The sequence below is a fragment of the Streptomyces sp. NPDC104831 genome (assembly GCF_055583025.1).
The window spans coordinates 124,567-150,809 of record NZ_JBVJOT010000007.1; the positions used below are offsets into that span (position 1 = coordinate 124,567).

The following is a 26,243-nucleotide window of genomic DNA, read 5'->3' on the forward strand; positions in this document are numbered from 1 at the left end:
ACCCAACAGGTAAAGACCTCATCAAATAGTTTGTGATACGGTTCACGAGAACCCCGGATAGGACCCAGGCGCCTCAGTGTGACGGTCCGCAGGTGTGAGATCTCGATCACTCGGTCCGGGACTACGCTCGTCCATGACGACACCCTGCCCCCTTGTGAAAGCGGAGTTGCCGCCATGCCGTCCAATGACGCCCGGATCCTGGCCCAGGCCGCAGTGCCCACGGCTGCCGTCGGTGTGATCGCCGCCGTCGTCAGTGCCGTGGTCGCCGGGGGCAAGGGAGCGATCGGGGCCGTCGTGGCGACGCTGGTGGTGCTCGTCTTCATGGGGCTCGGCCTCTACGTGCTCCAGCGCACCGCCAAATCCTTTCCCCAGCTGTTCCAGATGATGGGCCTGATGCTGTACGCGGCCCAACTGCTGCTGCTGGTCGTCTTCGTCGCCTTGTTCAAGAACACGACGCTGTTCAACCCGCGTGCCTTCGCCATCACGCTCGTGGTCGCCACCCTCGCGTGGATCGCCGCGCAGACGCGTGCGCACATGAAGGCCAAGATCCTCTACGTCGATCCCGATGCCTCGTCGAAGGGCGACAAGCCCGAGAAGACAGGGCATTCGTCGTGAGGGGTAGGGCCGGGATAAAGGCGCACGAGAGATGCTGCTATCGTCCGGTGCCAACTGCGGCATCGCGGGCGCGGGCATCTGAGCTGACGCCTGCTCGAACGCGAGGCGAGATGCCCCACAGCCGCCCCCACATCCGTAACACCAGTCCCGTGCCGACCCGCGGCCGTGCGCCGCGCCGACACAACGAGGTTGCCGTACCTATGCGCCACGATGAAGGAGCCCGCGGTGAGTGCTGACCCGACGCAGACGCTCGCTTTCGAAACGAGCTGCCACCTGTTCGACGGGTGCGGCTTCCCGGCTCCGGGCCTGCACTCGTTCCTGTTCAAGCCGCTCTGGGGCGACGCGGACAGCAACTTGTACTTCAACAAGACGATGCTGCTGGCGCTCCTCGGTTCCATCATCATCGTGGGCTTCTTCTGGGCCGCCTTCGCCAAGCCGAAGGTCGTCCCGGGCAAGCTCCAGATGGTGGCCGAGTCGGGTTACGACTTCATCCGCCGCGGGGTGGTCTACGAGACCATCGGCAAGAAGGAGGGCGAGAAGTACGTCCCGCTGGTCGTCTCGCTGTTCTTCTTCGTCTGGATGATGAACCTCTGGTCCGTCATCCCGGTCGCCCAGTTCCCGGTGACCTCGATCATCTCGTACCCCGCCATCCTGGCCGGCATCGTCTACGTCCTCTGGGTCGGGCTGACCTTCAAGCGGCACGGCTTCGTCGGCGCCTTCAAGAACTTCACCGGCTACGACAAGTCCCTCGGCGCGGTGCTCCCGCTGTCGATGACGATCGAGCTGTTCTCGAACCTCCTCGTGCGGCCCTTCACCCACGCCGTCCGACTCTTCGCGAACATGTTCGCCGGCCACACGCTGCTGCTGCTCTTCACGATCGCCAGCTGGTACATGCTGAACGGCATCGGCATCGCCTACTCCGCCGTGTCGTTCGTGATGGTCATCGTGATGACCGCCTTCGAGCTCTTCATCCAGGCTGTCCAGGCGTACGTCTTCGTACTGCTGACCTGCAGCTTCATCCAGGGCGCGCTCGCCGAGCACCACTGAGCCACCCGACCACCCACCCCAGACATCCGGTGGCCAACCCCCACCGGTCTTTGAAAGAGAAGGAAGAACCGGCATGTCCGCTCTCGAAACCCTTGCCGCCGGCGTCCAGATCAAGGGCAACCTCGGCTCCATCGGTTACGGTCTCGCCGCCATCGGCCCGGGCGTCGGCGTCGGCATCATCTTCGGTAACGGCACCCAGGCCCTCGCCCGCCAGCCCGAGGCGGCCGGTCTGATCCGTGCCAACCAGATCCTGGGCTTCGCCTTCTGTGAGGCGCTCGCCCTGATCGGTCTGGTCATGCCGTTCGTCTACCCGGCCTCCTGACCCGACCGCCGCGCACCAATAGACGAAAGGCACTGATATGAGCCCCCTGGTTCAGCTGGCGGCTGAGGAGGCCGAGAACCCCCTCATCCCGCCGATCCCAGAGCTCGTCATCGGCCTGATCGCCTTCGTCATCGTCTTCGCCTTCCTCGCCAAGAAGCTCCTCCCGAACATCAACAAGGTTCTGGAAGAGCGCCGGGAAGCCATCGAGGGCGGTATCGAAAAGGCCGAGGCCGCGCAGACCGAGGCCCAGAGCGTCCTTGAGCAGTACAAGGCCCAGCTCGCCGAGGCCCGGCACGAGGCCGCGCGCCTGCGCCAGGAGGCGCAGGAGCAGGGTGCCGCGCTCATCGCCGAGATGCGGGCCGAGGGCCAGCGCCAGCGCGAGGAGATCGTCGCCGCCGGTCACGCGCAGATCGAGGCCGACCGCAAGGCCGCCGCCTCCGCGCTGCGTCAGGACGTCGGCCGGCTCGCCACCGAACTGGCCGGCAAGCTCGTCGGCGAGTCCCTCGAGGACCACGCCCGCCAGAGCCGTGTGATCGACCGCTTCCTCGACGAGCTCGAGGAGAAGGCCGAGGCCACGCGATGAACGGAGCGAGCCGCGAGGCACTGGCAGCCGCCCGGGAGCGTCTCGACGCGCTGACGGACTCCACGTCCGTGGGCGCCGCGCAGCTCGCCGACGAGCTGGCGGCCGTCACCGCGCTGCTCGACCGCGAGGCCGGTCTGCGCCGGGTCCTCACCGACCCGGCGCAGCCCGCAGAGGCGAAGGCCCAGCTGGTCCAGCGACTGATCGGCGGCCAGGTCAGCGGGTCCACCGCCGACCTGCTGGCCGGGCTGGCGCGGTCCCGCTGGTCGCAGCCGCGCGACCTGGTGGACGCGCTGGAGGAGCTGGCGGACATCGCCGACCTCACGGCGGCGGAGAAGACGGGCACGCTCGACGACGTCGAGGACGAGCTCTTCCGGTTCGGCCGGATCGTCTCCTCCAGCACCGAACTGCGCGCCGCGCTCACCCACCGCGCCGCCGGCGCCTCGGCCAAGACCGAGCTGCTGCACCGGCTGCTGGGCGGGCGGGCCAAGCCGGCCACCGAGCGACTGGTCACGCGCCTCACCACCGCGCCGCGTGGACGTAGCCTGGAAGCGGGACTGGAGTCCCTGTCCAAGCTCGCCGCCGAGCGCCGGAACCGCATGGTCGCCGTCGTCACCTCGGCGGTGCCCCTGAGCGACGGCCAGAAGCTGCGCCTCGGCGCCGCCCTGACCAAGCTCTACGGCCGGCACATGCACCTCAACCTCCATGTCGACCCCGAGGTCGTCGGCGGCATCCGGGTGCAGGTCGGTGACGAGGTCATCAACGGCTCCCTCGCGGACCGGCTCGACGAGGCCGCCCGCCGCATGGCGAGCTAGCAGCAACTCGATATATCGGTCCCTCGGCGCATGCCGGGAGACGCAGTACGTACTTACGGCCCTGGTTGGGCCGTGCAGAGGATTCCTGGGGGTCGCCCCCAGACCCCCAAAGTGAAACTTCGGGCCCAACAAGGAGAGCAGGGAACCCAGATGGCGGAGCTCACGATCCGGCCGGAGGAGATCCGGGACGCGCTGGAGAACTTCGTCCAGTCGTACAAGCCGGACGCGGCCTCGCGCGAGGAGGTCGGTACGGTCACCCTTGCCGGCGACGGCATCGCGAAGGTCGAGGGCCTGCCCTCGGCCATGGCCAACGAACTGCTGAAGTTCGAGGACGGCACCCTCGGCCTCGCGCTGAACCTGGAAGAGCGCGAGATCGGCGCCATCGTCCTCGGTGAGTTCAGCGGCATCGAGGAGGGTCAGCCGGTCACGCGCACCGGTGAGGTCCTCTCCGTCGCGGTCGGCGAGGGCTACCTCGGCCGTGTCGTCGACCCGCTCGGCAACCCGATCGACGGCCTCGGCGAGATCGAGACCGACGGCCGCCGCGCCCTCGAGCTGCAGGCCCCCACGGTCATGCAGCGCAAGTCGGTGCACGAGCCGATGGAGACGGGCTACAAGGCCGTCGACGCGATGACCCCGATCGGCCGTGGCCAGCGTCAGCTGATCATCGGCGACCGCCAGACCGGCAAGACCGCCCTGGCCGTCGACACGATCATCAACCAGCGCGACAACTGGCGCTCGGGCGACCCCAAGAAGCAGGTCCGCTGCATCTACGTCGCCATCGGCCAGAAGGGCTCCACCATCGCGTCGGTCCGCCGCGCGCTGGAGGAGAACGGCGCGCTGGAGTACACGACCATCGTCGCCGCCCCGGCGTCCGACCCGGCCGGCTTCAAGTACCTGGCGCCGTACACCGGTTCGGCCATCGGCCAGCACTGGATGTACCAGGGCAAGCACGTCCTGATCATCTTCGACGACCTGTCGAAGCAGGCCGACGCCTACCGCGCCGTGTCGCTGCTGCTGCGCCGCCCGCCGGGCCGTGAGGCCTACCCGGGTGACGTCTTCTACCTGCACTCCCGTCTGCTGGAGCGCTGCGCCAAGCTCTCCGACGAGATGGGCGCGGGTTCGATGACCGGTCTGCCGATCGTCGAGACCAAGGCCAACGACGTCTCGGCGTTCATCCCGACCAACGTCATCTCCATCACCGACGGCCAGTGCTTCCTGGAGTCGGACCTCTTCAACGCCGGTCAGCGCCCCGCGCTGAACGTCGGTATCTCCGTCTCCCGAGTCGGTGGTTCCGCCCAGCACAAGGCGATGAAGCAGGTCTCCGGCCGCCTCCGCGTCGACCTCGCCCAGTTCCGTGAGCTGGAGGCGTTCGCCGCCTTCGGTTCCGACCTGGACGCCGCCTCCAAGGCCCAGCTGGAGCGCGGTCAGCGCATGGTCGAGCTGCTGAAGCAGGACCAGTACCAGCCGATGTCCACCGAGGACCAGGTCGTCTCCGTCTGGGCCGGCACCACCGGCAAGATGGACGAGGTCCCGGTCGCCGACATCCGCCGCTTCGAGAAGGAGCTGCTGGAGTACCTGCACCGCCAGGAGCAGGGCCTCATGACCTCCATCCGCGAGGGCGGCAAGATGTCCGACGACACCCTCACGGCCGTCGCCGACGCGATCGCGGACTTCAAGAAGCAGTTCGAGACCTCGGACGGCAAGCTGCTCGGCGAGGACGCCCCGTCCGCCGCCAAGTGACGTAAGGAAGGGACCTGACTCATGGGAGCCCAGCTCCGGGTCTATAAGCGTCGCATCCGATCCGTCACCGCGACCAAGAAGATCACGAAGGCGATGGAGATGATCGCCGCCTCGCGCGTCGTCAAGGCGCAGCGCAAGGTGGCGGCCTCCACTCCCTACGCGACCGAGCTGACGCGCGCGGTCACGGCGGTCGGCACGGGTTCGAACACCAAGCACCCGCTCACCACCGAGGCGGACAACCCGACCCGCGCCGCGGTCCTGCTCCTCACGAGCGACCGCGGCCTGGCCGGCGCCTTCAACTCCAACGCCATCAAGGCGGCGGAGCAGCTGACCGAGCGCTTGGAGCGCGAGGGCAAGCAGGTCGACACGTACATCGTCGGCCGGCGCGGTGTCGCCCACTACAACTTCCGTGAGCGCAAGGTCGCGGAGTCGTGGACGGGCTTCACGGACGAGCCGTCGTACGCGGACGCCAAGAAGGTGGCGGCGCCCCTGATCGAGGCCATCCAGAAGGACACGGCCGAGGGTGGTGTGGACGAACTCCACATCGTCTTCACCGAGTTCGTCTCGATGATGACGCAGACGGCGCTCGACGCCCGGCTGCTGCCGCTGCGCCTCGACGAGGTGTCGCAGGAGACCGCCCCCCAGGGCGAGATCCTCCCGCTGTACGACTTCGAGCCCTCGGCGGAGGACGTCCTCGACGCCCTGCTGCCGCGCTACGTGGAGAGCCGCATCTACAACGCGCTGCTCCAGTCGGCCGCTTCGAAGCACGCCGCCACGCGGCGCGCGATGAAGTCGGCCACCGACAACGCGGGCGAGCTGATCAACACGCTCTCCCGTCTTGCCAACGCGGCCCGCCAGGCCGAAATCACCCAGGAAATCAGCGAGATCGTCGGTGGCGCGAGCGCCTTGGCCGACGCGACCGCGGGGAGTGACCGATAAATGACCACCACTGTTGAGACCGCGACGGCTACGGGCCGCGTCGCCCGGGTCATCGGCCCGGTCGTCGACGTGGAGTTCCCCGTCGACGCGATGCCGGAGATCTACAACGCCCTGCACGTCGAGGTCGCCGACCCGGCGAACGAGGGCGAGAAGAAGATCCTGACCCTGGAGGTCGCCCAGCACCTGGGTGACGGCCTGGTCCGCACCATCTCCATGCAGCCCACCGACGGCCTGGTCCGCCAGGCCCCGGTGACGGACACCGGCTCCGCCATCTCCGTCCCGGTCGGCGACTTCACCAAGGGCAAGGTGTTCAACACCCTCGGTGAGGTGCTGAACGTCGACGAGTCCTACGACGGCGAGCGCTGGCCGATCCACCGCAAGGCGCCGAACTTCGACGAGCTCGAGTCGAAGACCGAGATGTTCGAGACCGGCGTCAAGGTCATCGACCTGCTGACCCCGTACGTCAAGGGCGGCAAGATCGGTCTGTTCGGCGGCGCCGGCGTCGGCAAGACGGTGCTCATCCAGGAGATGATCTACCGTGTCGCCAACAACCACGACGGTGTCTCCGTGTTCGCCGGTGTCGGCGAGCGCACCCGTGAGGGCAACGACCTGATCGAGGAGATGTCCGACTCGGGCGTCATCGACAAGACCGCGCTGGTCTTCGGTCAGATGGACGAGCCCCCGGGCACCCGTCTGCGCGTCGCGCTGGCCGGCCTGACCATGGCCGAGTACTTCCGTGACGTCCAGAAGCAGGACGTGCTGTTCTTCATCGACAACATCTTCCGCTTCACGCAGGCCGGTTCCGAGGTCTCCACGCTGCTCGGCCGCATGCCGTCCGCGGTGGGTTACCAGCCGAACCTGGCCGACGAGATGGGTCTCCTCCAGGAGCGCATCACCTCGACCCGCGGTCACTCGATCACCTCGATGCAGGCGATCTACGTCCCCGCCGACGACCTGACCGACCCGGCCCCGGCCACCACCTTCGCCCACCTCGACGCGACGACGGTTCTGTCCCGTCCGATCTCCGAGAAGGGCATCTACCCGGCCGTGGACCCGCTGGACTCCACGTCCCGGATCCTGGACCCGCGCTACATCACGCAGGACCACTACAACGCGGCCATGCGCGTGAAGACGATCCTGCAGAAGTACAAGGACCTCCAGGACATCATCGCGATCCTCGGTATCGACGAGCTGGGCGAGGAGGACAAGCTCGTCGTCCACCGGGCCCGTCGTGTGGAGCGCTTCCTCTCCCAGAACACCCACGTCGCCAAGCAGTTCACCGGCGTGGACGGTTCGGACGTGCCGCTGGACGAGTCGATCGCCGCGTTCAACGCGATCTGCGACGGCGAGTACGACCACTTCCCGGAGCAGGCGTTCTTCATGTGCGGTGGTCTCGACGACCTCAAGAAGAACGCGAAGGAGCTGGGCGTCTCCTGAGCCCCGAGCTCATCGGAGGGGGCGGGCGCGTCCCGCCCCCTCACCCACGCCCACTAGAATTGACCCCAACACCCGGCGCCCCTGCCGGGTGGTGACCCGAGGAGCCACTCTTGGCTGCTGAGCTGCACGTCGAGCTGGTCGCCGCCGACCGCCAGGTCTGGTCCGGCGAGGCCACCCTGGTCGTCGCGCGCACCACGTCCGGCGACATCGGCGTCATGCCCGGTCACCAGCCGCTGCTCGGTGTGCTGGAGTCGGGCCCGGTGACCATCCGTACGAGTGAAGGTGGAACGGTCGTCGCCGCGGTGCACGGCGGTTTCATCTCGTTCGCGGACAACAAGCTGTCCCTGCTGGCCGAGATCGCCGAACTGTCGGACGAGATCGACGTCCAGCGCACGGAGCGGGAGCTGGAGCGGGCGAAGGCGGAGGGCGACGCCGCCGCCGAGCGCCGCGCGGACGTCCGACTGCGTGCTGCGGCGGCGCGCTGATCCAGCCGCGCGGTACGTTGACGTCACTCAGCCGCGGCCGGCCCGGAGCAATCCGGTGCCGGTCGCGGCTGAGGCAGATGTAGGTGTTTTTTCCGTTTCATTACTCAAGTGCAGAAGCAGTTCCCCCAACTAGGAGACGAGGAGGTCGGTGCCGATGGTCCTCGCTCTGACTGTGTGCGGAATCGTGGTCGCGCTCGTGGTGGTGGGACTGTTCCTGTTCGGGCTGCGGCGCCGGCTCATCCAGCGCTCCGGCGGCACCTTCGACTGCTCGCTGCGCTGGGACGTCTCCGAGAAACCCGACGCGGGCGGCAAGGGCTGGTCCTACGGCGTCGCCCGCTACAACGGCGACCGCATCGAGTGGTACCGGGTCTTCTCCTACGCCGTCCGCCCCCGCCGGGTCCTGGAGCGGGCGCAGATCGAGGTGGCCGGGCGCCGGCTGCCCGATGGCGAGGAGGAACTGGCGCTGCTGTCGGACGCGGTGGTGCTGGCCTGTACGCATCGGGGCACGCGCCTCGAACTCGCCATGAGCGAAGACGCGCTGACCGGATTTCTCGCGTGGCTGGAAGCAGCCCCGCCCGGTCAGCGCGTCAATGTCGCTTAGGACTCTTTTCGGTTGTGGCGCGGGTCCCGCGAGGTGTTCTTACAGGTTGTCGCTGATCGCGCTCACCAGTTCGCCGTTGGCGGTGTCACCGGTGAAGTCCCAGAAGAACGCGCCGCCGAGGCCCTGGCTGTTGGCCCAGGCCATCTTCGACTTGATGGTGGTGGGGGTATCGTAGGACCACCAGTTGCTGCCGCAGTGCGCGTACGCCGTGCCGGCGACGGTGCCGGTGACCGGGCAGGACGTCTTCAGGACCTTGTAGTCCTCGATGCCCTGCTCGTAGGTGCCGGCCGCGGGGCCGGTGGCGGTGCCGCCGGGGGCGTCCTGGGTGACGCCGGTCCAGCCGCGGCCGTAGAAGCCGATGCCGATGAGCAGCTTCTTGGCGGGGACGCCGATCGCCTTGAACTTGGCCATCGCGTCGGCGGTGGTGAAGCCCTCCTTCGGGATGCCGTTGTAGGAGGTCAGCGGGGAGTGCGGGGCGGTCGGGCCCTTCGCGTCCCAGGCACCGAAGAAGTCGTACGTCATCACGTTGTACCAGTCGAGGTACTGGGCGGCACCCGCGTAGTCCGCGGCGTCGATCTTGCCGCCGGTGGTGGCGTCCGCCGTGGTGGCGGCGGTGACCAGGTTGTTGGCGCCGAACTTGGCGCGCAGCGCGGCCATCAGGTTCTTGTAGGCCGCGGCCCCGCTGGTGTCACAGGTGAGACCGCAGGCGTTCGGGTACTCCCAGTCGATGTCGATGCCGTCGAAGACGTCGGCCCAGCGCGGGTCCTCGACCAGGTCGTAGCAGGACTGCGCGAAGGCCGCCGGGTTCTTGGCCGCGTCACCGAAGCCGCCGGACCAGGTCCAGCCACCGAAGGACCACAGCACCTTGATGTGCGGGTACTTGGCCTTCAGCTGGCGCAGCTGGTTGAAGTTGCCGCGCAGCGGCTGGTCCCAGGTGTCGGCGACGCCGCTGACCGAGTTGTCGGCGGTGAACGCCTTGTCGTAGTCGGCGTAGGAGTCGCCGATCGTGCACTTGCCGCCGGTGACGTTGCCGAAGGCGTAGTTGATGTGCGTGATCTTGGCGGCGGAACCGGACGTCACCAGGTTCTTGACGTTGTAGTTCCGGCCGTAGATGCCCCACTCGGTGAAGTAGCCGAGCTTGACCTTGTCACCGGAGGGCTGGGGAGTGGTGCCGCCGCCGGTGGTGTGCACCTTCACCGCGCCGCTGACCGGACCGGTCTGGTCGGCCGTGTCGCGGGCCTGCACGGTGTAGGAGTAGTCGGTTCCGGCGGTCAGCCCGGTGTCGGTGTACGACGTGGTGGTGACCGTGGAGACCTTCTTGCCGTCGCGCAGGACGTCGTAGTTCTTGACGCCCTTGTCGTCGGTGGCCGCGCTCCAGGAGAGCTTCACCGAGGTGTCGGTGACGGAGGAGGCGGTCGGGGTGCCGGGGGCCGACGGGGCGGCGTCGCCCGGGACCGTGGCGCCGTCGCAGCTGTCGCCGTTGAGCTTACAGTTGGAGGGGGAGCCGGAACCCGTGCCGTTGAAGCCGAAGGAGACGGAGGCGCCGGGGGCGATGGTGCCGTTCCAGCCGACGTTCTTGGCGGTCCAGTGGTCACCGGAGTTGGTGACCGTGGCGTCCCAGGCCGAGGTGGCCTTGGTGCCCGAGGGGAAGTCCCACTCGATGGTCCAGGAGCTGATGCTGCTGGTGCCGGTGTTCTTGACGGTCCACTGGCCGCCGAAACCGGAACCCCAGTCGCTGGTCTTGGTGAAGGTGGCCGTGGCGTTGCCCGCGGCCTGGGCGGGGCTCGCGAGAGCGACGGCGCCGGCCAGGGGGAGCAAGAGGGACGCGAACCCTGCCGCGGCTCTGTGTCTGAAGCGCATGCTGCGCCTTCCTCGTCGTAGAGGTGTCAGGGGCATGACTGAGCCTTCATGCCCCACGGTGCTGCGAGGGTAGAAAGGTCTGGACCACAGGTCAATAGGTCTGGACCATTCTGGGGCCCATTCCGGAGGGCTCCCGGCTAGAGCCCCAACTCCTTCGCCAGCACGGCCGCTTGCACCCGGCTGCGCAGCCCCAGCTTGGCCAGCAACCGGCTGACGTGCGTCTTCACCGTTCCCTCCGCCATGTCCAGCCGGCCCGCGATCTCCGCGTTCGACAGGCCCTCGCCGATGCGCCCGAGCACCTCCCGCTCCCGCCGGGTCAGCTCCTCCAGGACCACCGGATCGGCCGCCGCACCCTGGTCCGGGACCGCGCCCGCGGCGAACTCGGCGATCAGCCGCCGGGTCACGGCCGGCGCCACGATGCCCTCCCCGCGCGCCACCGTCCGCACCGCCTCCAGCAGCTCCCGCGCCTCCGCGTTCTTCAGCAGGAACCCCGCCGCCCCGGCCCGCAGCGCCCCGAACACGTACTCGTCCAGGTCGAACGTGGTCAGCACCAGCACGTCCGCCAGGCCCTCGGACACGATCCGCCGGGTCGCGGACACCCCGTCGAGCACCGGCATCTGCACATCCATCAGCACCACGTCGGGCCGCAGCCCGCGGGCCAGTTCCACCGCCCGCTCCCCGTTCGCCGCCTCACCGGCCACCTCGATGTCGGGTGCGCTGCCCAGGATGAGCACCAGCCCGGCGCGGACGGCGGACTGGTCCTCGGCGACCAGGACACGGATCATGCGGAATCTCCTTCGGTGAGCGGAAGAGCGGCCCGTACGGCCCACAGCCCGTCCCGGGGCCCGGCCTCGAACGTGCCGCCGAGCAGCGCCGCCCGCTCCCGCATCCCGGTCAGACCGGAACCGGAGCCCGGCGCGCGGGGGCCGTCGCCCGGCCGGTAGGGACTGGTCACCCGGATGTCCAGCAGGCCGTCCCGCTGCCGCAGCACGACGCGCACGCATCCCTCGGAAGCGTGCTTGAGGGCGTTGGTCAGCGACTCCTGCACGATCCGGTAGGCGGCCAGCTCCACGGGCGCCGGCACCTCCCCGTGCCCGGCGTCCAGACGCACGTCCAGGCCGTTGGCCCGGGCGGTGCCGACCAGCGCGCCGAGGCCCGCCAGGGTGGGGGAGGCGGCGGGCTGCCGGTCGCCCGAGCGGTCCCGCAGGATCCCGATCAGCCGGCGCATCTCGGCCAGTCCCGCCACGCTGTTCTCCCGGATGACGGCCAGCGCGTCCCGGGAGGTTGCCGCGTCGTCGAGGGAGAGCGCCGCCGTGGAGTGGATGGCGATGGCCGACAGATGGTTGGCGACCATGTCGTGCAACTCGCGGGCCACCCGGGCGCGTTCCGCGGTCACCGCCTGGGCCCGGTCCATCTCGGCCAGCAGCGCGGTCTGTTCGGCCCGCAGCCGGGCCGCCTCGGCGGCGTCGCGGTGGCCGCGCACCAGGGCGCCGGTCGTGGCGGGGGCCAGCGCCACCACTCCGACGCCCAGCCCGATCAGCAGCCCCTGCGGATCGCGCCACAGCGCCGCCGGCACCACCCCGCCGAGGACCGTCAGCATCCCGGTGATCCACGGGATGCGGCGGGCCGAGGCGGGGGTGCCGTACAGGACGGCCGCGTACACCAGGTCGGTGTACAGCACGACCGTGGCCATGCTGCCGAGGGTCACCGTGTCCAGCGCCAGCATGAGGGTGCCGATCAGCAGGCCGGTGCGCGGGCGGACGCGGCGCAGCGGCTCACAGGCGGCGGTCAGCGCCAGCGGGACCAGGGGCGCCCAGGGCGCGTGCCACAGCACCAGGCCGGTCGAGGCTTCCCGGGGGTGGATGCCGAGCGCCCACAGCAGCACCCCGCCGAGCAGCCCGACCACGGCGATCCACCAGTCGTCTCGGTGCGGGCGGGGGAGCGTGCGGGCCATGACCCCATCCAACACGGCCGCCGCACGCCCCGCCTGCTCCCCGGGAAGGGTGCGGGACTGCGACTTTCGCTTACGGCACTCTCCTCAGCGCCGACGACGCGGCCGGCCCGGGCGGCCGGGACCCTGGAGGGGTCAACGAGGGGAGCGAACCGTGATCGTCGGCCTGGTCATCGCCTGCGAGGTGGCGTTCTGGGTGCTGCTGGCGGCCGGCCTGGCCTTCCGGTACGCGCTGCGGATGCCGCGCACCGGACTGGCGCTGCTGCTGTGCGAGCCGCTGCTGGAGGCCGTGCTCTTCGTAGCCACGGCGATCGACCTGGAGCACGGCGCCGAACCGGACTGGCGGCACGGGCTCGCCGCGGTCTACATCGGCTTCACCGTCGGTCTCGGCCACTCCACCGTCAAGTGGGCCGACGCCCGGGTGGCCCACCGCTTCGCCGGCGGGCCGCCCCCGGTGAAACCGCCCAGGTACGGCACCGCCCGCGCCGTCCACGAGTGGAAGGTCGCGGGCCGCTGGATCCTGGCCGCGGCCGTGGCACTCGCCCTGCTCCAGGGGGCGGTCTGGTACGTCGGCGACGACGGCGACACCGCTTCGCTGCGCGGCTGGCAGCAGTCCATGCTGTGGCTGATCGGCATCAACGTGCTCATCGCGGCGAGCTACACTCTGTTCCCCAAACGGGAGCCGGCCGGACGCGGCTAGGCCCGGCCGGACCTAGCGCTCCCCGCCCGGCACCCACAGCACGTCCCCGGTCTCCGTGTTGGCGCTGCGGGCCAGGATGAACAGCAGGTCGGAGAGGCGGTTGAGGTAGGTCGCGGTGAGCGGGTTCATCGTCTCGCCGTGCGCCTCCAGGGCCGCCCAGGTGGAGCGCTCGGCCCGGCGGACGACCGTGCACGCCTGGTGCAGCAGGGCCGCGCCCGGGGTGCCGCCCGGCAGGATGAAGGAGCGCAGCTTCTCCAGCCGCTCGTTGAACCGGTCGCAGTCCGCCTCCAGCCGGTCGATGTAGAACTGCTCCACCCGCAGCGGCGGGTACTCGGGATCCTCCACGACCGGCGTCGACAGGTCCGCGCCCACGTCGAACAGGTCGTTCTGCACGCGGGTGAGGACCGTGACGATCTCCTGGGGCAGCCCGCCCAGCGCGAGGGCGGTGCCGATCACCGCGTTCGCCTCGTTGGCGTCCGCGTACGCGGCGATCCTGAGGTCCGTCTTGGGCACCCGGCTCATGTCACCGAGGCTGGTGGTGCCCCGGTCGCCGGTCCTGGTGTAGATACGCGTCAGATTGACCATGCGGCCAGCGTAGTTACGCCCCGGCCGTCCGGAACACCCGAGTGCCCGCCGTCAGGGCCGGCGCCGCGAACCCCACGGCGACCAGGACGCCGTAGAGCATGTGCGCGCTCGTGTAGTCGCCGACGTACGCGTCCCGGACCGCGTCCACCAGGTAGCGGAACGGCACCAGGTGCGACAGCGCGTCCAGCCAGGCCGGCGCGAGGCTCATCGGGAGCATCAGCCCGGACAGCAGCATCGACGGCATCGACACCGCGTTGATCAGCGGACCGAATTCCTGCGGGCTGCGCACCTTCATGCCGAGCGCGTACGACACCGAGGCCAGCGACACCGTGAGCAGGGCCACGAAGACGAAGCCGATCAGGATGCCGGCCAGCGGCGCCCGCAGGCCCATCACCAGGGCCGCCAGCACCAGCAGCACCGCCTGGAAGACGAACACGGTGGCGTCCCGCAGCACCCGGCCGAGCAGCAGGGCGAGCCGGCTGACCGGGGTCACCCGCATCCGCTCCACCACCCCCTGCCCCTTCTCGACGATCACCGTGAACCCGGCGAACAGCGCGCCGAACAGGCCGAGCTGGAGCAGCAGCCCCGGCACCAGCACCTGCCAGGAGCCGCCCCGCCCGCCCAGCGGCAGGTCCGTGAGCAGCGGGCCGAAGAAGAGCAGGTACAGCAGGGGCGTCAGCACGCCGAAGAGCAGCGCGAAGCGGGAGCGCAGGGACTGGCGGAGGTAGCGGCCGTAGACGAGGGCCGTGTCGTGGAGCAGCATCGTTTCCGTCTCTCCTATACGGCCACGGGGGCGGTGTCGGCCGGGGCGGGCCCGCGGCCGGTGATGGCGAGGAACGTGTCCTGGAGGGTGGCGTCGAGCGAGCCGCCGTAGCGGAGCCTGAGCGCGCCCGGGGTGCCCTCGGCGGCGACCGTGCCCCGGTCGACGATCACCAGGCGGTCGGCCAGGGCGTCGGCCTCGTCCAGGTAGTGGGTGGTCAGGAAGACGGTCGTGCCGTGCTCGTCGCGCAGCCGGCGGACCAGCGCCCACAGGTCGGCGCGGCTGCCGGGGTCCAGACCGGTGGTCGGCTCGTCCAGGAACAGCACCCGCGGGCGGTGGGTCAGCGCCATCGCGATGTCCAGCCGGCGCCGCTGACCGCCGGAGAGGGCGCCGGTCCTGCGGTCGAGGAGCCCGGTGAGGTCCAGTTCCGCGGCCAGTTCGGCGGCGCGGGCGACGGCCCGGTCCTTCGGCAGGCGGTACATCCGGCCCTGGGTGACCAGTTCCTCCCGCACGGTGATCTGCGGATCCGCCCCGCCGGACTGGGCGACGTAGCCGATGGCCCGGCGGACCCCGGCGGGATCGGCCACGAGGTCGCGGCCGGCCACGGTGGCCGTGCCGCCGGTCGGTCCCAGCAGGGTGGTGAGCATGCGCAGGGTGGTCGTCTTGCCGGCGCCGTTGGGGCCGAGGAAGCCCAGGATCTCGCCCTCGTGGACGGTGAGGTCGATGCCGCGGACGGCCGCGACGGGGCCGGCCTTCGTCCGGAAGGTGCGGGCCAGGCCCGCCGTGCTGATGACTGCTGCCATGCCCACAGAAAAACAGAGTCTCTCAAATTTTGCAATGACACCAAATTTTCATCGAACCCAGCGAAGTTAGGATGGCGGGCATGGCTGAAGGGCTCAGGGAGCGGAAGAAGAGGCAGACCCGGCAGTACATCTCGGATGTCGCCACGGGGCTGTTCCTGGAGCGCGGCTTCGAGGCGGTGACCGTCGCGGAGATCGCCGAGGCGGCGAACGTCTCCGTCAACACCGTCTACAACTACTTCCCGGCCAAGGAGGACCTCTTCTTCGACCGCTCGGCCGGCATGGCCGACCGGCTCGCCCGCTGGGTCCGCGGCCGGGACGCGGGGGAGTCCGCCGCGCGGGCCGTCCTGCGCGAACTGCGCTCGGAGGTCGAGGCCGTCTCGCCCCGGGTCGGCCTGATGCCGGGCTACGACCGCTTCATGCGGGTCATCCACGAGGCCCCGGCGCTGCGTTCGCGGCTGTGGAGCCTGCAGCAGGAGGCCCACGGCATCCTGGAGGCGGCCCTGCGCGAGGAGACCGGCGCCGCCGCCGAGGATCCGCTGCCGGACCTGATGGCCGGTCAGATCTGCTGGGTTCAGCAGGCCGTCTTCGCCGCCATCGGCCGCGAGATGGTGGCCGGCCGCAAACCGGCCGAAGTATCACGAGAGGTACTCGTCCTGCTGGACGACATCGAGGACCTGTTGAGTGAAAACGTCCTCAACTACGCCGTCCGAGGCGAGGCCTGACCCCTGCCGGTGTGATGTCCGTCAATTGGGACGTGACGCGCGTTACTTACCGGTCACACGGCGCCGCCGGAGCGCTATGGTCCGCCGGAGAGGCAGACGTTCAGCGCGTTCAAGGGAGTCGGAGTGGCACGGAAGCTTGCCGTCATCGGGGCCGGGCTCATGGGATCCGGTATCGCTCAGGTCGCCGCGCAGGCCGGCTGGGAGGTCACGCTGCGGGACGTCACCGACGAGGCGCTCCGGCGCGGCACCGACGGCATCAGGGCCTCGTACGACAAGTTCGTCGGCAAGGGCAAGCTGGCGGCCGAGGACGCCGAGGCGGCCCTCGCCCGCATCACCCCGACCACCGACCTGGACGCCGCCGCCGACGCGGACGTCGTCGTGGAGGCCGTCTTCGAGAAGCTGGAGGTCAAGCACGAGATCTTCCGCGCGCTCGACAAGCTCGTGCGCGAGGACGCCGTGCTCGCCTCCAACACCTCCGCCATCCCGATCACCAAGATCGCGGCGGCCACCGAGCACCCCGAGCGGGTCGTCGGCGTCCACTTCTTCTCGCCGGTGCCGATGATGAAGCTCGTCGAGCTGGTCCGCGGCTACAAGACCAGCGACGAGACCCTCGCCACCGCCCGGGAGTTCGCCGAGTCCGTCGGCAAGACCTGCATCGTCGTCAACCGCGACGTGGCCGGCTTCGTCACCACCCGGCTCATCTCCGCCCTCGTGGTGGAGGCGACCAAGCTCTACGAGTCCGGCGTCGCGACCGCCGAGGACATCGACCTCGCCTGCAAGCTGGGCTTCGGCCACGCCATGGGCCCGCTCGCCACCGCCGACCTCACCGGCGTGGACATCCTCCTGCACGCCGCGAGCAACATCTACACCGAGTCCCAGGACGAGAAGTTCGCCCCGCCGGAGCTGATGCGCCGGATGGTGGACGCCGGTGACATCGGCCGCAAGAGCGGGCAGGGCTTCTACACGTACTGAATCCCCCACGCCGTCACATAAGCCCCGGGAGCATCACTCCCGGGGGTGAATTCGGTATCGGTTCGCTTACAAACAGCAACCGCACCGCCACCCGCACAGTCAGACGGGGCACAGCATCCGTCACCGAGACGCCAACCGCATTCAACGGGGAGCGCATATGCACATCAGGGGCGACCACGCCGAGCTGGTCGTCGGGGGCCGCCTCGACGTCCGCAGCGCGGCGGACGCCCGTACGGCCCTGCACTCGGCCGTCGACACCGGAGTCGGCGACCTGGTGCTCGACCTGTCCGAACTGGATTCCTGGGACGCCACCGGACTCGGCGTGATCATGGGTGCCCACCGGAGGGCCGGCCGCTGCGGGCGCCGGCTGGTGCTGCGGGGCGTGCCCCCGCAGATGCAGCGCCTGCTGGTGGCCACCCGGCTGCACCGCATCCTGGCCATCGAGGGCGGCATCGGCGTGGAGTCGCTGCCCCGGGTCTGAGGCACCCGCGAGGCCGGGACGCGCGGGGTGTGCGGCGCGTACGGGTGAACCGGCGCGCAGTGACCCGACCCTGGCGCATCCGCCGGCGCACGCGTCGGGGAAAATCCTCCCAAGACCGTGACGTCTCGGACGGCATGGCACCCCGCCCTGTCGGAGACACCCCGTGACGGTTTAGTGTGCGGTCGCCCGCCGTCTCGCGACCCTCGACCGAGCGGGCCCGGACCAGAAGCGACAGCGCGGTGTGCGACAAGGCCGGGAGGGCCACAACACGGGCACACGACGCTTTTGGGAGCTTGAACCCATGGACCCGATCAACCCGGGACCCGAGGACCACGGCCAGGCGCACAGCCGCCGCCCGCCCCGGGATCCCCTCGCCTCCGACCTCGCCCCGGCCACGCCCGCGCCCGCCCGCATGGACCGGGTGGTCTGCGGCGGCCTCCAGCTGACCGTCAACCCGGTCGACGGCAGCGAGATCGAGCCCTGCCCGCCGGCCGGGCGCCCCGGCAGGCCCCCCAGGCGCACCGCCGCCGAACGCGCCGAGGCCGCCCTCGCGGCCCGTCCGCCCGCGCCGGCCGGCTCGACCCCGGCCGAGCCCGCGGTGCCGGAGCGGCAGGAGGAGCGCGAGCGCCTGGCCCGGCTGCTGGCCCGGGGCCGCTCGGTCCGCCTCACCGGCCCGGCCGGCTCCGGCCGCACCGCCCTGCTCGACCTGGTCGCCGAGGACTGCCGCGACCTCGCCCCCGACGGCGTGGTCCGCCTGGGCGGCTTCCGCCGCACGCCCGGCGATCTGCTGCACGAGCTGTTCCACGCCGTCCACCACGCCCCCGGCTACCGCCCCGATCCGGACGAACTCCTCGCGATCGTCCGGGAGATCGGCGCGGTCGTCGTCCTGGACGACCTGGAGTTCGGCGGGTCCGCCCTGGACGAACTGCTCGACGCCACCCCCGAGTGCGCGTTCCTGTTCGGCGCCGCGCCCGACGCGCCCGCTCCCTCCGCCGAGGCGGACGTGGAGGAGGTCTTCCTCGGCGGCCTCGACCGGGCCGCCGGGCTGCGGATCCTGGAGCGGACCGCCGGCCGGGCGCTCACCGAGGAGGAGGTCAACTGGGCCGGCGACCTGTGGTTCGAGTCCGAGGGGCTGCCGCTGCGGTTCGTCCAGGCCGGCGCCCTGCTGCGGCAGCGCGACCAGCTGCGGGTCAGCACCGGCGCGGTGGACGAGTACGGCGTCTTCGAGGACGTCCGCAACGCCCTCGACCTGCCGGTCGAGCCGGCGGAGGAGGTTCCGCTGCCGTCCCTGGGCGAGGCCGCGGCGCCCGCCCCGCTGCTCGCCTCCCGGCTCACTCCCTCGGCCCGGGCCGCCCTGCGCTTCGCGGTGGCCCTCGGCGGGGAGCTGCCGCACCAGGCCCACCTGCCCGCCCTGGTCGGCGACACCCACGCCGACGCGGCCCTCGCCGAACTGCTGGAGTGCGGGCTGGTCGCCCCGGTCGGCTCCCGCTACCGGCTGGCGGCCGGTGTGCGGGCCCAGCTGGAGGCCGCCGGATACGCCGACGACGCCGCCGGGCACGCCCTGACCGCGGCCCGGCACTACGCCTGGTGGGCCGGGCATCCCTCGGTCACCCCCGACCGGGTGTGCGCGGAGGCCGACGCGGTGCTGGCCGCGCTGGCCGCCGTCGTCCCGCGTACGTCGCCGGGCGCGGAGGGCGAGGAGAGCGGCGCGGTACGGCTGGCGCGCACGGCGGCGCCCGCCTTCGCGGCGGGGCTGCACTGGAGCGCCTGGGAACGGGCCCTGCGGTCCGGCGCGGAGGCCGCCCGACTGACCGGCGAGGTGGCCGAACAAGCCTATTTCCACCACGAGTTGGGCATCCTCGCGCTGTGCACCGGGCAGTTCGGCCGGGCCCGTGCCGAGCTGGAGGCGTCGAGCGGGCTGCGCGGCGCCCTCGCCGACAAGCGGGGCGCGGTGGCCGGCCGCCGGGCGCTGGCGCTGCTCGCCGACCTCGCCGGTGAGGTGCCGGGGGCGTCGGTGCGGGGACCGGCGGTGCCGGGGTCTTCGGTGCCGGACTCCGTCGTGCCGGGCTCCGCGGTGCCGGACTCCGTGGTGCCGGTGGAGGAGGAGCCGGCGGCGGTGCGGCAGGACGGACCGGCGCCGGCGCCCCACGGCCCTGCGGCCGAGCCCCCGGCCACCCGGCAGCTGACGCAGCCGGTGCCGCAGACCGTGCCCCAGCCGGCGCCGGCATCGGCGCCGGAGCCGGGGGCGCGACCCGCGGTACGGGGCGGCGGCCTGCGCCGGCTGGCCCGGCGCAACCTGGTGGCGGCGGGGGCGGGCGCGCTGCTCGCGGCCGTGCTCGGCACGGTCGTCACGCTCGGCATGACGTCCTCCGGCAGCAGCGAACGGGACCCGGCGGGGAAGGTCGACGCCAACCCGTCGGCGAGCCAGGGGACGGACGACGGCGAGTCGGGCGTGGGGCCGACGGAGACCGGGGACACCGGCGCGGCCGGCGGCGGCCGGTCCACGTCGCCGGGGCCCGACGGCACGTACGGCACGGCGGACGACCCCGTCCCGCCGGGCGCCACGACGCGTCCGCGGGAGAGCGTCGAGCCGTCGCGTCCCGGCACGTCCTCCGGCTCGCCTTCGACGTCGCCGAAGCCCGGCGGATCGGGCGGTTCGTCCACCGGCGGCACGACGGGCGGCACGTCCGGCGGGTCGACCGGGGGCGGCGACACGGGCTCCACCGGTTCGTCCGGCGGTACGTCCACGGGCGGCGGCGGCTCGGCGACCGGCGGCTCCACGGACGGCACGTCCACGGGCGGCTCGACGGGGACCGAGACCGGCGGCTCGACCGGTACGACGGGCGAGACGACGGGCGGCTCCACGGACGGCGCGGCCACGGGCGGTACGGCGGACGGCGGCACCGGCACCGGCGGCGCGACGACCGGCGACACCTCCGGCACGACGACCTCCGGTTCCACCGAGGGCACCACGGCCTCGGCGTCCCTCCCGGCCCCGTCCTCGACGAACCCGCTGATCTGACCCCGCCGGCGCCGGGGGAGGGGGCCGCGCGGGTGGGGCGCCGTCGCGGCGGAGGTGCCCGGTGGCCGGTCCGCCGGTGACGGTGTGAGAACGCAGACGGCCCCGTGCCGGTGCCGTCGTTCCGCCGCGGCCCCGGCACGCCGCGGTGCCTGTGTCCGGCGGTGCCGGCCGGGGCCCGTCGCGGCGGGGACGGCGGGGGCCGGGGCGGTCAGAAGAGGCGGAGCTTGTCGTCCTCGATGCCGCGGAGGGCGTCGTAGTCGAGGATGTGGCAGCCGATCCCGCGGTCGGTGGCGAGGACGCGGGCCTGGGGCTTGATCTCCTGCGCGGCGAAGATGCCGCGGACCGGCGCCAGATGGGGATCGCGGTTCAGCAGTTCCAGGTAGCGGGTGAGCTGCTCCACGCCGTCGATCTCGCCCCGCCGCTTGATCTCCACCGCGACCGTCTGCCCGTCGGCGTCCCGGCACAGGATGTCCACCGGCCCGATCGCGGTCATGTACTCGCGGCGGATGAGGCTGTACCCCTCGCCCAGGGTCTCGATGCGGTCGGCGAGCAGTTCCTGGAGGTGCGCTTCCACGCCGTCCTTGATCAGGCCCGGATCCACCCCGAGTTCGTGCGAGGAGTCGTGCAGGACTTCCTCCATCGTGATGATCAGTTTCTCGCCCGCCTTGTTGACGACGGTCCACACGCCCGCGTCCTCGCCCGTCCCCTCCTTCAGCGTGCAGGGCGGCGACATCCAGTTGAGCGGCTTGTAGGCCCGGTCGTCGGCGTGGATGGAGACGCTGCCGTCCGCCTTGACGAGGATCAGGCGCGGCGCCGAGGGAAGGTGGGCGGTGAGCCGGCCGGCGTAGTCGACCGAGCACCGGGCAATGACGAGACGCATGGTCGGCAACGCTACTCGACGCGCGCCGGTGCACGCGATCCGCCCATCCCGCTCCCTGCGGATCGCCCCATTTGTCCCTGGAAACTCTTGTTCATCCCTGGCCGATAGTGAGCATGAGCCGACCGTTCCATATACGCATTCTGCTGGTGTGGTCACCGACCGTTGCCTACCGTAGGGACGGGAGGTCGCGGTCCCTGTACCGAGCGTGTTCGAAGTCGCGAACTCCCCTATCTGTTCTGTCCGCCAACCCCTGCGCTTCGGGGGTGCGAGAGGAGAACCCATGTCGCTCGACGTCTCACCGGCCCTACTCGAACAGGCCGAGCGAGGCGAGGTCGACGATGCAGCATTCGTCGACTGCGTCCGGACCTCCCTGCCCTACGCATGGGAGATGATCAGCTCCCTGGTGGCCCAGCTGAAGGTGGACGGCGGACCCTTCGCCGACAACCAGACGCCCCCGCCGGACGAGCAGGCGCGCGGTCAGCTGCTGCGTGCGCTCGCGAGTGACGCCATACGCGGCGCGCTGCAGCGGCACTTCGGTGTGCGGCTGGCCTTCCAGAACTGCCACCGGGTGGCGGTCTTCCCGCTGGACGCCTCGGTGGACGAGAAGCTGGCCCGCTTCACGTCGGTGCGCAGCCAACTGCTGAACCAGTCGCCGGAGTTCCGGGACTGCTGACGCGGCCGCGGTACGGCCGGGACCGGATCGGACCGGGCGGCCGTCGGCTTGCCGCTCCACCTCGCGGGAGGTGCGCATACGTCGTCGGGGCGGCGAGCCCCCGGCCGGCCCCGCACCGGGGCCGGCCGGCCCGGGGCCGGGCGGTCAGCGCAGCCGGGGCAGGACCTCGGTGCCGAGCCGCCGCAGGTTCTCCTCGGTGGCCGCGAGCTGCCCCGAGCCCTCGACCATGAGGGCGAAGCGGCTGATTCCGGTGCGCTCCGAGGTGGCCGCGAGCCGGTCGGCGGCGAGCCGGGGGGTGCCCACCGGATGCAGCCCGCAGAGCAGCTCGGTGTAGGCGTACGGATCACGCATCACCCGCTCGCGTCCGTGCACCGTCATATGGGCCGCGAGGCCCTGGCGCAGCCAGCCCGGCATCGCCTTCAGCAGGGTTTCGGCCGCGTCCGCGCGCCGGTCGGCGAGCTGGCAGACCCCGGCCGAGACATGGGCGGCGCCCGCGATCTCCTCGGCCGGCAGGCCCGCCGCGCGGGCGCAGTCCCGCCACAGGGCGACCATCTCGGCCTTCTCCTCGTCCCCGACGTGCATGCCGAGCAGCATCGGCAGCCCGCGCTCGGCGGCGAGGCGTACGCTCGCCGGCGAGGTGCAGGCCAGGACGACCTCGGGGCCCGGGGTGTCCGTCAGGGCGTCCGACGGGCGGGGCACCACGGGCACCTCCCGGAAGGAGAACCGCTCCCCGGAGGCCGCCACCGACGGTTCGCCCAGCCAGCGCAGCAGCAGATCGAGTGACTCGGGGAACCCGTGTTCGTAGGCCTCCAGGCCCGCGCCGAACACCTCCAGGTCCACCCAGGGGCCGCCGCGCCCGACGCCCAGCGTGAACCGTCCGCCGCTGGTCAGGTGGAGCAGCGCGGCCTGCTCGCCGAGGGCGACCGGGTGGGCGGTGGGCAGGACGCTGACCGCCGTGCCGACCCGGATGCGGCGGGTGCGGCCCAGCAGCAGCGCGGCCAGGGTGACCGCCGACGGGCATGTGCCGTAGGGCACGAAGTGGTGCTCGGCCAGCCATACGGCGTCCAGCCCGGACTGCTCGGCGACCTCCGCCGAGCGGACGGCCCGGTGCAGGGCCTCGCCGGGGCCCTGGCCCGGGAACTGGGCGGCCAGCACAAAGGTTCCTACGCGCATCGCATTTCCTGCTTCCTTGGCTCCGACCCGGAGCTCCCCCACCGGGCATAACCGTCCGACACGTGCCAAGGACACGGTCTCGCGGGGAGATTTGCCGATTGTCTGCAGAATGGATCGCTTCGGAGGGGGACTTGTGGGGGTTGGTTCCGTACACGTACCCCGCTCGGCGCCGCGTAGGCTGGATGGCGCCCGTGCTCCCTGTATAGCCCCGAGAGGTGTCCCGTGTCCCCGCGTCGCAACCGACCGAAGGCAGCCGGATCGTCGGGCCGGAGCGCCGAGGACGACCGCGCCGGCCGGTACGGCGGCTGGCAGTCCACGGAGAGCTGGCAGGGCGAGGACTGGAGCGTGCGGCACGTCGCCGGGGCCAGCGCGGAGGGCAAGACCTACCGCTGCCCGGGCTGCGACCAGCTGATCCCCTCCGGCGTCCCGCACGTGGTGGCCTGGCCGGAGTTCGCGGGCGTCGACGACCGCCGGCACTGGCACAAGGCCTGCTGGAACGCGAAGGACCGCCGCACCACGCCGGTGCGGCGGTCCCGTAACGCGCCGAGGTTCTGAGCCGCGGGGCCCGTCCTCGCGACGTCCCCGCGGGGCTACACGTCGCGGCTCCGCAGCAGCGCGTACGTGCCCGCGTACACCGCCGCCGTCACGCCCAGCATGATCCACAGCGGGTCCCAGCCGGACGGGCCGGACTCGGTCAGGGAGTTGGCGTAGAAGACGCTCAGCTGGTTCGGGATCGAGTACTCGAACAGCCAGTCGCGCAGCTTCTCCATCGACTCCGCGACCATGAACATCGCGATCACGAGCGGTGCCAGCACCACGCCGATCATGATGGTGATGGCGCCCGCGGAGTGCCGGATGACCGAGCCGATGAGCAGCGAGAGCAGCCCGAGCAGCGCGATGTAGAGGCTGATGCCGACGGTGGCCTTGAACCACTCCGAGCCGCTCGGGGCGTCGGCGCCCGCGCCCTCCAGCATGGACACCTGGACCATCGCCACGAAGGCGGACGTGACCAGGGTGAACACGAAGGCGACGGCGAAGAACACGAGCGACTTCGCGGCGAGCACCCGGGCCCGGCTCGGGCACGCGGTCATCGTCGTGCGGATCATGCCCGTGCCGTACTCCGAGGCTGTGGTCAGCACGCCGAGCGTGATGATGCAGATGGAACCGAGGAGCAGGCCGAAGAAGCCGAACGACAGCGGGTTCTCGCCGGCCAGGGTCGAGGGGTCGGAGTTCGCCTCGACCAGCGCGCCGGCGGCGAGGCCGATGCCGACGACGAGCAGCACGAACACGCCGAGCGTCCACATCGTGGAGCGCACCGACCTGATCTTCGTCCACTCGGAGGCCAGCGCGTGCCCGAGGTGGGTGCGCACGACCGGGATGGGCGAGGTGTAGCCGGGGTACGCCCCTCCGGGCGCCGCCGCGTGCCAGTCGGGCGCGGCGGCGGGGGCCTGCGGCATCGGGGGCTGGGGGGTGCTCATCGGGCGTCCTCGGGCTGGGTCGTCGGGGCGGCGGAGACGGGGGCGGCGGCCGGTCCGGGAGCCGGGGCCGCGCCGGGAGCGGGGGCCTGGCTCGCGGCGGGGGCCGGCGCGGCGGCGGGCGCCTGCTGCGGCGCGGGCGGCGCCGAGGGGGCCTGCGGGGCGGCCGGCGCCTTCTGGGTCGACGGCGTCGGCCGGTCCTGCGCCACCGGCGGCGCCGCCGGGGCCGAGGGAGCCGGCGCGGGCTGCGGGGCCCGACCGGCGGCCTGGCCCGGCGCGCCCGCCTGGCCCGGCGCGCCCGCCTGGCCCGCCGTGCCCGAAGGCGCCGGTGCGGCCGCGGGGGCCGGGGGTGCGGGCTGGGCGTACGGGTTGGGCGTGCCCGGGGCCGCCCCCGGGGCGGCACCCGCGCCCGGAGCGCCGTAGCCGTTCGCGCCCTGGCCGGGCGCCGGGGCGCCGCCGTACGGGCCGCCCGCCGGCATCGTGAAGGGCGCTTGGCCCTGCTGGGGCGGCGGCGGGGCGTACCAGCCGGGCTGGCCCTGGCCGGGGACCGGCACGGGCGGCTGGGCGCCGGGCGGCAGCGGCTGCTGGAGACCCGCCTTCTGGTCGACGGTCGAGCGGTAGTCCACCGCGGCCTGGGTCATCCGCATGTACGCCTCTTCCAGCGAGGCCTGGTGCGGGGACAGCTCCCACAGCCGGACGCCCGCCTCGTGCGCGAGGTCGCTGATGCGGGGCAGCGGCAGCCCGGTCACCCGCAGCGCGCCGTCCTGCTCGGGCAGCACGTGCCCACCCGCCTCGGCGAGCGCGGAGGACAGCTTCTCCCGCAGCTGCGGCTCGGTGTCGGGGGTGCGGACGCGCGCGAAGTCGGCGGAGTTCGCCGAGATGAAGTCCGTCACGCTCATGTCGGCGAGCAGCTGCCCGCGGCCGATCACGATGAGGTGGTCGGCGGTCAGCGCCATCTCGCTCATCAGGTGGGAGGAGACGAAGACCGTCCGGCCCTCCGCCGCGAGCGCCTTCATCAGGTTGCGGACCCAGAGGATGCCCTCGGGGTCGAGGCCGTTGACCGGCTCGTCGAAGAGCAGCACCTGCGGGTCGCCGAGCAGCGCGGCGGCGATGCCGAGGCGCTGGCCCATGCCCAGCGAGAAACCCTTGGAGCGCTTCTTGGCCACGTCCTGGAGGCCGACGACGCCGAGCACCTCGTCCACCCGGCGGGCCGGGATGCCCGACAGCTGGGCGAGGCTCAGCAGGTGGTTGCGGGCGGAACGGCCGCCGTGCACGGCCTTGGCGTCGAGCAGCGCACCGACCTGACGGGGTGCGTTGGGCAGCTTGCGGTACGGGTAGCCGCCGATGGTGACCGACCCGGACGTGGGGTTGTCCAGCCCGAGGATCATCCGCATCGTCGTCGACTTGCCCGAGCCGTTCGGCCCGAGGAAGCCGGTCACGGCGCCCGGCCGCACCCGGAAGGAAAGGTTGTACACGGCGGTCTTGTCGCCGTAGCGCTTGGTCAGGCCGACAGCCTCGATCATGCTCCGCACCCATCGAAAAGGTTCAGGAAGGCGGGGCACACGCCCCCGTAAGGGTTAGGAGGATATCCAGGCGCTGACGGTT

Annotated in this window: 27 protein-coding genes; 17 read left to right on the top strand and 10 right to left on the bottom strand. The window is 71.6% G+C overall.

Features of this window, described 5'->3' with window-relative positions; all coding sequences use genetic code 11:
- Positions 1-174 precede the first annotated feature (174 nt).
- The 10 genes from ACZ63H_RS07425 (at position 175) to ACZ63H_RS07470 (ending at position 8,581) form a co-directional block, all read left to right on the top strand.
- Positions 175-615 carry a hypothetical protein gene (locus ACZ63H_RS07425; RefSeq protein WP_469862868.1) on the top strand — a complete coding sequence of 147 codons (441 nt, stop codon included), beginning with the start codon at positions 175-177 and terminating at the stop codon, positions 613-615.
- Between the two features lie 210 nt (positions 616-825).
- A complete protein-coding gene (atpB, locus tag ACZ63H_RS07430; protein WP_362198326.1) occupies positions 826-1,662 on the top strand; it encodes a F0F1 ATP synthase subunit A in 837 nt (278 codons plus the stop codon).
- A gap of 73 nt (positions 1,663-1,735) precedes the next feature.
- On the top strand, positions 1,736-1,984 hold the full coding sequence (locus ACZ63H_RS07435; RefSeq protein ID WP_018544514.1) for an ATP synthase subunit c family protein: 249 nt from the start codon (positions 1,736-1,738) through the stop codon (positions 1,982-1,984).
- A 37-nt stretch (positions 1,985-2,021) separates the two neighbouring features.
- Positions 2,022-2,567, top strand: a complete 546-nt coding sequence (locus ACZ63H_RS07440; protein ID WP_189998797.1) for a F0F1 ATP synthase subunit B — start codon at positions 2,022-2,024, stop codon at positions 2,565-2,567.
- The gene (locus tag ACZ63H_RS07445; protein WP_469862869.1) at positions 2,564-3,379 is read left to right on the top strand and encodes a F0F1 ATP synthase subunit delta; all 816 of its coding nucleotides are present in this window, start codon (positions 2,564-2,566) and stop codon (positions 3,377-3,379) included. Before ACZ63H_RS07440 ends, ACZ63H_RS07445 begins: the two co-directional genes overlap by 4 nt.
- 150 nt (positions 3,380-3,529) lie before the next feature.
- Positions 3,530-5,119, top strand: a complete 1,590-nt coding sequence (gene atpA, locus ACZ63H_RS07450) for a F0F1 ATP synthase subunit alpha (protein ID WP_030610097.1) — start codon at positions 3,530-3,532, stop codon at positions 5,117-5,119.
- A gap of 21 nt (positions 5,120-5,140) precedes the next feature.
- Positions 5,141-6,058: a F0F1 ATP synthase subunit gamma gene (locus tag ACZ63H_RS07455; RefSeq protein ID WP_469862870.1), complete on the top strand. Its 918-nt coding sequence runs from the start codon at positions 5,141-5,143 to the stop codon at positions 6,056-6,058.
- Entirely contained in the window at positions 6,059-7,495 is a 1,437-nt protein-coding gene (gene atpD / locus ACZ63H_RS07460) for a F0F1 ATP synthase subunit beta (RefSeq protein WP_362198338.1), read from the top strand. It begins immediately after the preceding gene.
- Positions 7,496-7,605: 110 nt separating this feature from the next.
- Positions 7,606-7,980 (top strand): F0F1 ATP synthase subunit epsilon, encoded by a 375-nt coding sequence (locus ACZ63H_RS07465; protein WP_023546729.1) that lies wholly within the window; start codon positions 7,606-7,608, stop codon positions 7,978-7,980.
- Between the two features lie 154 nt (positions 7,981-8,134).
- The gene (locus ACZ63H_RS07470; protein WP_467933500.1) at positions 8,135-8,581 is read left to right on the top strand and encodes a DUF2550 domain-containing protein; all 447 of its coding nucleotides are present in this window, start codon (positions 8,135-8,137) and stop codon (positions 8,579-8,581) included.
- A gap of 39 nt (positions 8,582-8,620) precedes the next feature.
- Here the strand turns inward: ACZ63H_RS07470 and ACZ63H_RS07475 are convergent, their stop codons facing one another.
- The 3 genes from ACZ63H_RS07475 to ACZ63H_RS07485 all read right to left on the bottom strand — a co-directional run bounded on the left by ACZ63H_RS07475 (position 8,621) and on the right by ACZ63H_RS07485 (position 12,395).
- Positions 8,621-10,441, bottom strand: coding sequence for a glycosyl hydrolase family 18 protein (locus tag ACZ63H_RS07475; protein ID WP_469862871.1), 1,821 nt, complete (start codon positions 10,439-10,441; stop codon positions 8,621-8,623).
- Positions 10,442-10,578: 137 nt separating this feature from the next.
- Positions 10,579-11,226: a response regulator gene (locus tag ACZ63H_RS07480; RefSeq protein WP_469862872.1), complete on the bottom strand. Its 648-nt coding sequence runs from the start codon at positions 11,224-11,226 to the stop codon at positions 10,579-10,581.
- Positions 11,223-12,395, bottom strand: a complete 1,173-nt coding sequence (locus ACZ63H_RS07485) for a sensor histidine kinase (protein ID WP_469862873.1) — start codon at positions 12,393-12,395, stop codon at positions 11,223-11,225. The genes ACZ63H_RS07480 and ACZ63H_RS07485 overlap by 4 nt, the downstream gene beginning before the upstream one ends.
- 151 nt (positions 12,396-12,546) lie before the next feature.
- Here ACZ63H_RS07485 and ACZ63H_RS07490 point away from each other — a divergent pair, with 151 nt between their 5' ends.
- Complete coding sequence (locus tag ACZ63H_RS07490) at positions 12,547-13,092, top strand: hypothetical protein (protein WP_469862874.1); 546 nt, start codon at positions 12,547-12,549, stop codon at positions 13,090-13,092.
- A gap of 12 nt (positions 13,093-13,104) precedes the next feature.
- Here the strand turns inward: ACZ63H_RS07490 and ACZ63H_RS07495 are convergent, their stop codons facing one another.
- The 3 genes from ACZ63H_RS07495 to ACZ63H_RS07505 are packed head-to-tail and all read right to left on the bottom strand — an operon-like array spanning position 13,105 to position 15,240.
- Positions 13,105-13,677, bottom strand: coding sequence for a cob(I)yrinic acid a,c-diamide adenosyltransferase (locus ACZ63H_RS07495; RefSeq protein WP_467933494.1), 573 nt, complete (start codon positions 13,675-13,677; stop codon positions 13,105-13,107).
- Positions 13,678-13,690: 13 nt separating this feature from the next.
- Positions 13,691-14,440 (bottom strand): ABC transporter permease, encoded by a 750-nt coding sequence (locus ACZ63H_RS07500; protein WP_469862875.1) that lies wholly within the window; start codon positions 14,438-14,440, stop codon positions 13,691-13,693.
- 14 nt (positions 14,441-14,454) lie between these two features.
- Positions 14,455-15,240 carry an ABC transporter ATP-binding protein gene (locus ACZ63H_RS07505; protein ID WP_451346448.1) on the bottom strand — a complete coding sequence of 262 codons (786 nt, stop codon included), beginning with the start codon at positions 15,238-15,240 and terminating at the stop codon, positions 14,455-14,457.
- An 80-nt stretch (positions 15,241-15,320) separates the two neighbouring features.
- Here ACZ63H_RS07505 and ACZ63H_RS07510 point away from each other — a divergent pair, with 80 nt between their 5' ends.
- From ACZ63H_RS07510 to ACZ63H_RS07525, 4 genes are all read left to right on the top strand, one after another.
- Positions 15,321-15,962: a TetR/AcrR family transcriptional regulator gene (locus ACZ63H_RS07510; protein ID WP_397954111.1), complete on the top strand. Its 642-nt coding sequence runs from the start codon at positions 15,321-15,323 to the stop codon at positions 15,960-15,962.
- Positions 15,963-16,085: 123 nt separating this feature from the next.
- Positions 16,086-16,934, top strand: a complete 849-nt coding sequence (locus ACZ63H_RS07515) for a 3-hydroxyacyl-CoA dehydrogenase family protein (RefSeq protein WP_469862876.1) — start codon at positions 16,086-16,088, stop codon at positions 16,932-16,934.
- A gap of 157 nt (positions 16,935-17,091) precedes the next feature.
- Entirely contained in the window at positions 17,092-17,415 is a 324-nt protein-coding gene (locus ACZ63H_RS07520; RefSeq protein ID WP_014675024.1) for an STAS domain-containing protein, read from the top strand.
- 301 nt (positions 17,416-17,716) lie between these two features.
- Entirely contained in the window at positions 17,717-20,437 is a 2,721-nt protein-coding gene (locus tag ACZ63H_RS07525; RefSeq protein WP_469862877.1) for an ATP-binding protein, read from the top strand.
- Between the two features lie 208 nt (positions 20,438-20,645).
- Here the strand turns inward: ACZ63H_RS07525 and nucS are convergent, their stop codons facing one another.
- Positions 20,646-21,317, bottom strand: coding sequence for an endonuclease NucS (gene nucS / locus ACZ63H_RS07530; RefSeq protein WP_469862878.1), 672 nt, complete (start codon positions 21,315-21,317; stop codon positions 20,646-20,648).
- Between the two features lie 280 nt (positions 21,318-21,597).
- Here nucS and ACZ63H_RS07535 point away from each other — a divergent pair, with 280 nt between their 5' ends.
- Positions 21,598-21,990, top strand: a complete 393-nt coding sequence (locus tag ACZ63H_RS07535) for an SCO5389 family protein (RefSeq protein WP_469862879.1) — start codon at positions 21,598-21,600, stop codon at positions 21,988-21,990.
- Between the two features lie 144 nt (positions 21,991-22,134).
- Here the strand turns inward: ACZ63H_RS07535 and ACZ63H_RS07540 are convergent, their stop codons facing one another.
- A complete protein-coding gene (locus ACZ63H_RS07540; protein WP_469862880.1) occupies positions 22,135-23,163 on the bottom strand; it encodes an LLM class flavin-dependent oxidoreductase in 1,029 nt (342 codons plus the stop codon).
- Between the two features lie 222 nt (positions 23,164-23,385).
- On the opposite strand from ACZ63H_RS07540, the gene ACZ63H_RS07545 reads away from it, so the two are divergent.
- Positions 23,386-23,718, top strand: a complete 333-nt coding sequence (locus ACZ63H_RS07545; protein ID WP_469862881.1) for an ATP/GTP-binding protein — start codon at positions 23,386-23,388, stop codon at positions 23,716-23,718.
- Positions 23,719-23,753: 35 nt separating this feature from the next.
- Here ACZ63H_RS07545 and ACZ63H_RS07550 read toward each other — a convergent pair whose 3' ends face one another.
- Positions 23,754-24,641 (bottom strand): ABC transporter permease, encoded by an 888-nt coding sequence (locus tag ACZ63H_RS07550; protein WP_469862882.1) that lies wholly within the window; start codon positions 24,639-24,641, stop codon positions 23,754-23,756.
- Positions 24,638-26,161, bottom strand: coding sequence for an ABC transporter ATP-binding protein (locus tag ACZ63H_RS07555; protein WP_469862883.1), 1,524 nt, complete (start codon positions 26,159-26,161; stop codon positions 24,638-24,640). Before ACZ63H_RS07555 ends, ACZ63H_RS07550 begins: the two co-directional genes overlap by 4 nt.
- Positions 26,162-26,243 lie beyond the last annotated feature (82 nt).

What these genes read in the sequence shown, in the direction of transcription:
- atpB (WP_362198326.1), top strand. Translation starts at nt 826, where the DNA reads ATGAAGGAGCCCGCGGTGAGTGCTGACCCGACGCAGACGCTCGCTTTC.
- ACZ63H_RS07445 (WP_469862869.1), top strand. Translation starts at nt 2,564, where the DNA reads ATGAACGGAGCGAGCCGCGAGGCACTGGCAGCCGCCCGGGAGCGTCTC.
- ACZ63H_RS07470 (WP_467933500.1), top strand. Translation starts at nt 8,135, where the DNA reads ATGGTCCTCGCTCTGACTGTGTGCGGAATCGTGGTCGCGCTCGTGGTG.
- ACZ63H_RS07475 (WP_469862871.1), bottom strand. Translation starts at nt 10,441, where the DNA reads ATGCGCTTCAGACACAGAGCCGCGGCAGGGTTCGCGTCCCTCTTGCTC.
- ACZ63H_RS07435 (WP_018544514.1), top strand. Translation starts at nt 1,736, where the DNA reads ATGTCCGCTCTCGAAACCCTTGCCGCCGGCGTCCAGATCAAGGGCAAC.
- nucS (WP_469862878.1), bottom strand. Translation starts at nt 21,317, where the DNA reads ATGCGTCTCGTCATTGCCCGGTGCTCGGTCGACTACGCCGGCCGGCTC.
- ACZ63H_RS07455 (WP_469862870.1), top strand. Translation starts at nt 5,141, where the DNA reads ATGGGAGCCCAGCTCCGGGTCTATAAGCGTCGCATCCGATCCGTCACC.
- atpD (WP_362198338.1), top strand. Translation starts at nt 6,059, where the DNA reads ATGACCACCACTGTTGAGACCGCGACGGCTACGGGCCGCGTCGCCCGG.
- ACZ63H_RS07520 (WP_014675024.1), top strand. Translation starts at nt 17,092, where the DNA reads ATGCACATCAGGGGCGACCACGCCGAGCTGGTCGTCGGGGGCCGCCTC.
- ACZ63H_RS07425 (WP_469862868.1), top strand. Translation starts at nt 175, where the DNA reads ATGCCGTCCAATGACGCCCGGATCCTGGCCCAGGCCGCAGTGCCCACG.
- ACZ63H_RS07510 (WP_397954111.1), top strand. Translation starts at nt 15,321, where the DNA reads ATGGCTGAAGGGCTCAGGGAGCGGAAGAAGAGGCAGACCCGGCAGTAC.
- ACZ63H_RS07555 (WP_469862883.1), bottom strand. Translation starts at nt 26,161, where the DNA reads ATGATCGAGGCTGTCGGCCTGACCAAGCGCTACGGCGACAAGACCGCC.
- ACZ63H_RS07535 (WP_469862879.1), top strand. Translation starts at nt 21,598, where the DNA reads ATGTCGCTCGACGTCTCACCGGCCCTACTCGAACAGGCCGAGCGAGGC.
- ACZ63H_RS07480 (WP_469862872.1), bottom strand. Translation starts at nt 11,226, where the DNA reads ATGATCCGTGTCCTGGTCGCCGAGGACCAGTCCGCCGTCCGCGCCGGG.
- ACZ63H_RS07505 (WP_451346448.1), bottom strand. Translation starts at nt 15,240, where the DNA reads ATGGCAGCAGTCATCAGCACGGCGGGCCTGGCCCGCACCTTCCGGACG.
- ACZ63H_RS07540 (WP_469862880.1), bottom strand. Translation starts at nt 23,163, where the DNA reads ATGCGCGTAGGAACCTTTGTGCTGGCCGCCCAGTTCCCGGGCCAGGGC.
- ACZ63H_RS07495 (WP_467933494.1), bottom strand. Translation starts at nt 13,677, where the DNA reads ATGGTCAATCTGACGCGTATCTACACCAGGACCGGCGACCGGGGCACC.
- ACZ63H_RS07485 (WP_469862873.1), bottom strand. Translation starts at nt 12,395, where the DNA reads ATGGCCCGCACGCTCCCCCGCCCGCACCGAGACGACTGGTGGATCGCC.
- ACZ63H_RS07500 (WP_469862875.1), bottom strand. Translation starts at nt 14,440, where the DNA reads ATGCTGCTCCACGACACGGCCCTCGTCTACGGCCGCTACCTCCGCCAG.
- ACZ63H_RS07550 (WP_469862882.1), bottom strand. Translation starts at nt 24,641, where the DNA reads ATGAGCACCCCCCAGCCCCCGATGCCGCAGGCCCCCGCCGCCGCGCCC.
- ACZ63H_RS07440 (WP_189998797.1), top strand. Translation starts at nt 2,022, where the DNA reads ATGAGCCCCCTGGTTCAGCTGGCGGCTGAGGAGGCCGAGAACCCCCTC.
- atpA (WP_030610097.1), top strand. Translation starts at nt 3,530, where the DNA reads ATGGCGGAGCTCACGATCCGGCCGGAGGAGATCCGGGACGCGCTGGAG.
- ACZ63H_RS07525 (WP_469862877.1), top strand. Translation starts at nt 17,717, where the DNA reads ATGGACCCGATCAACCCGGGACCCGAGGACCACGGCCAGGCGCACAGC.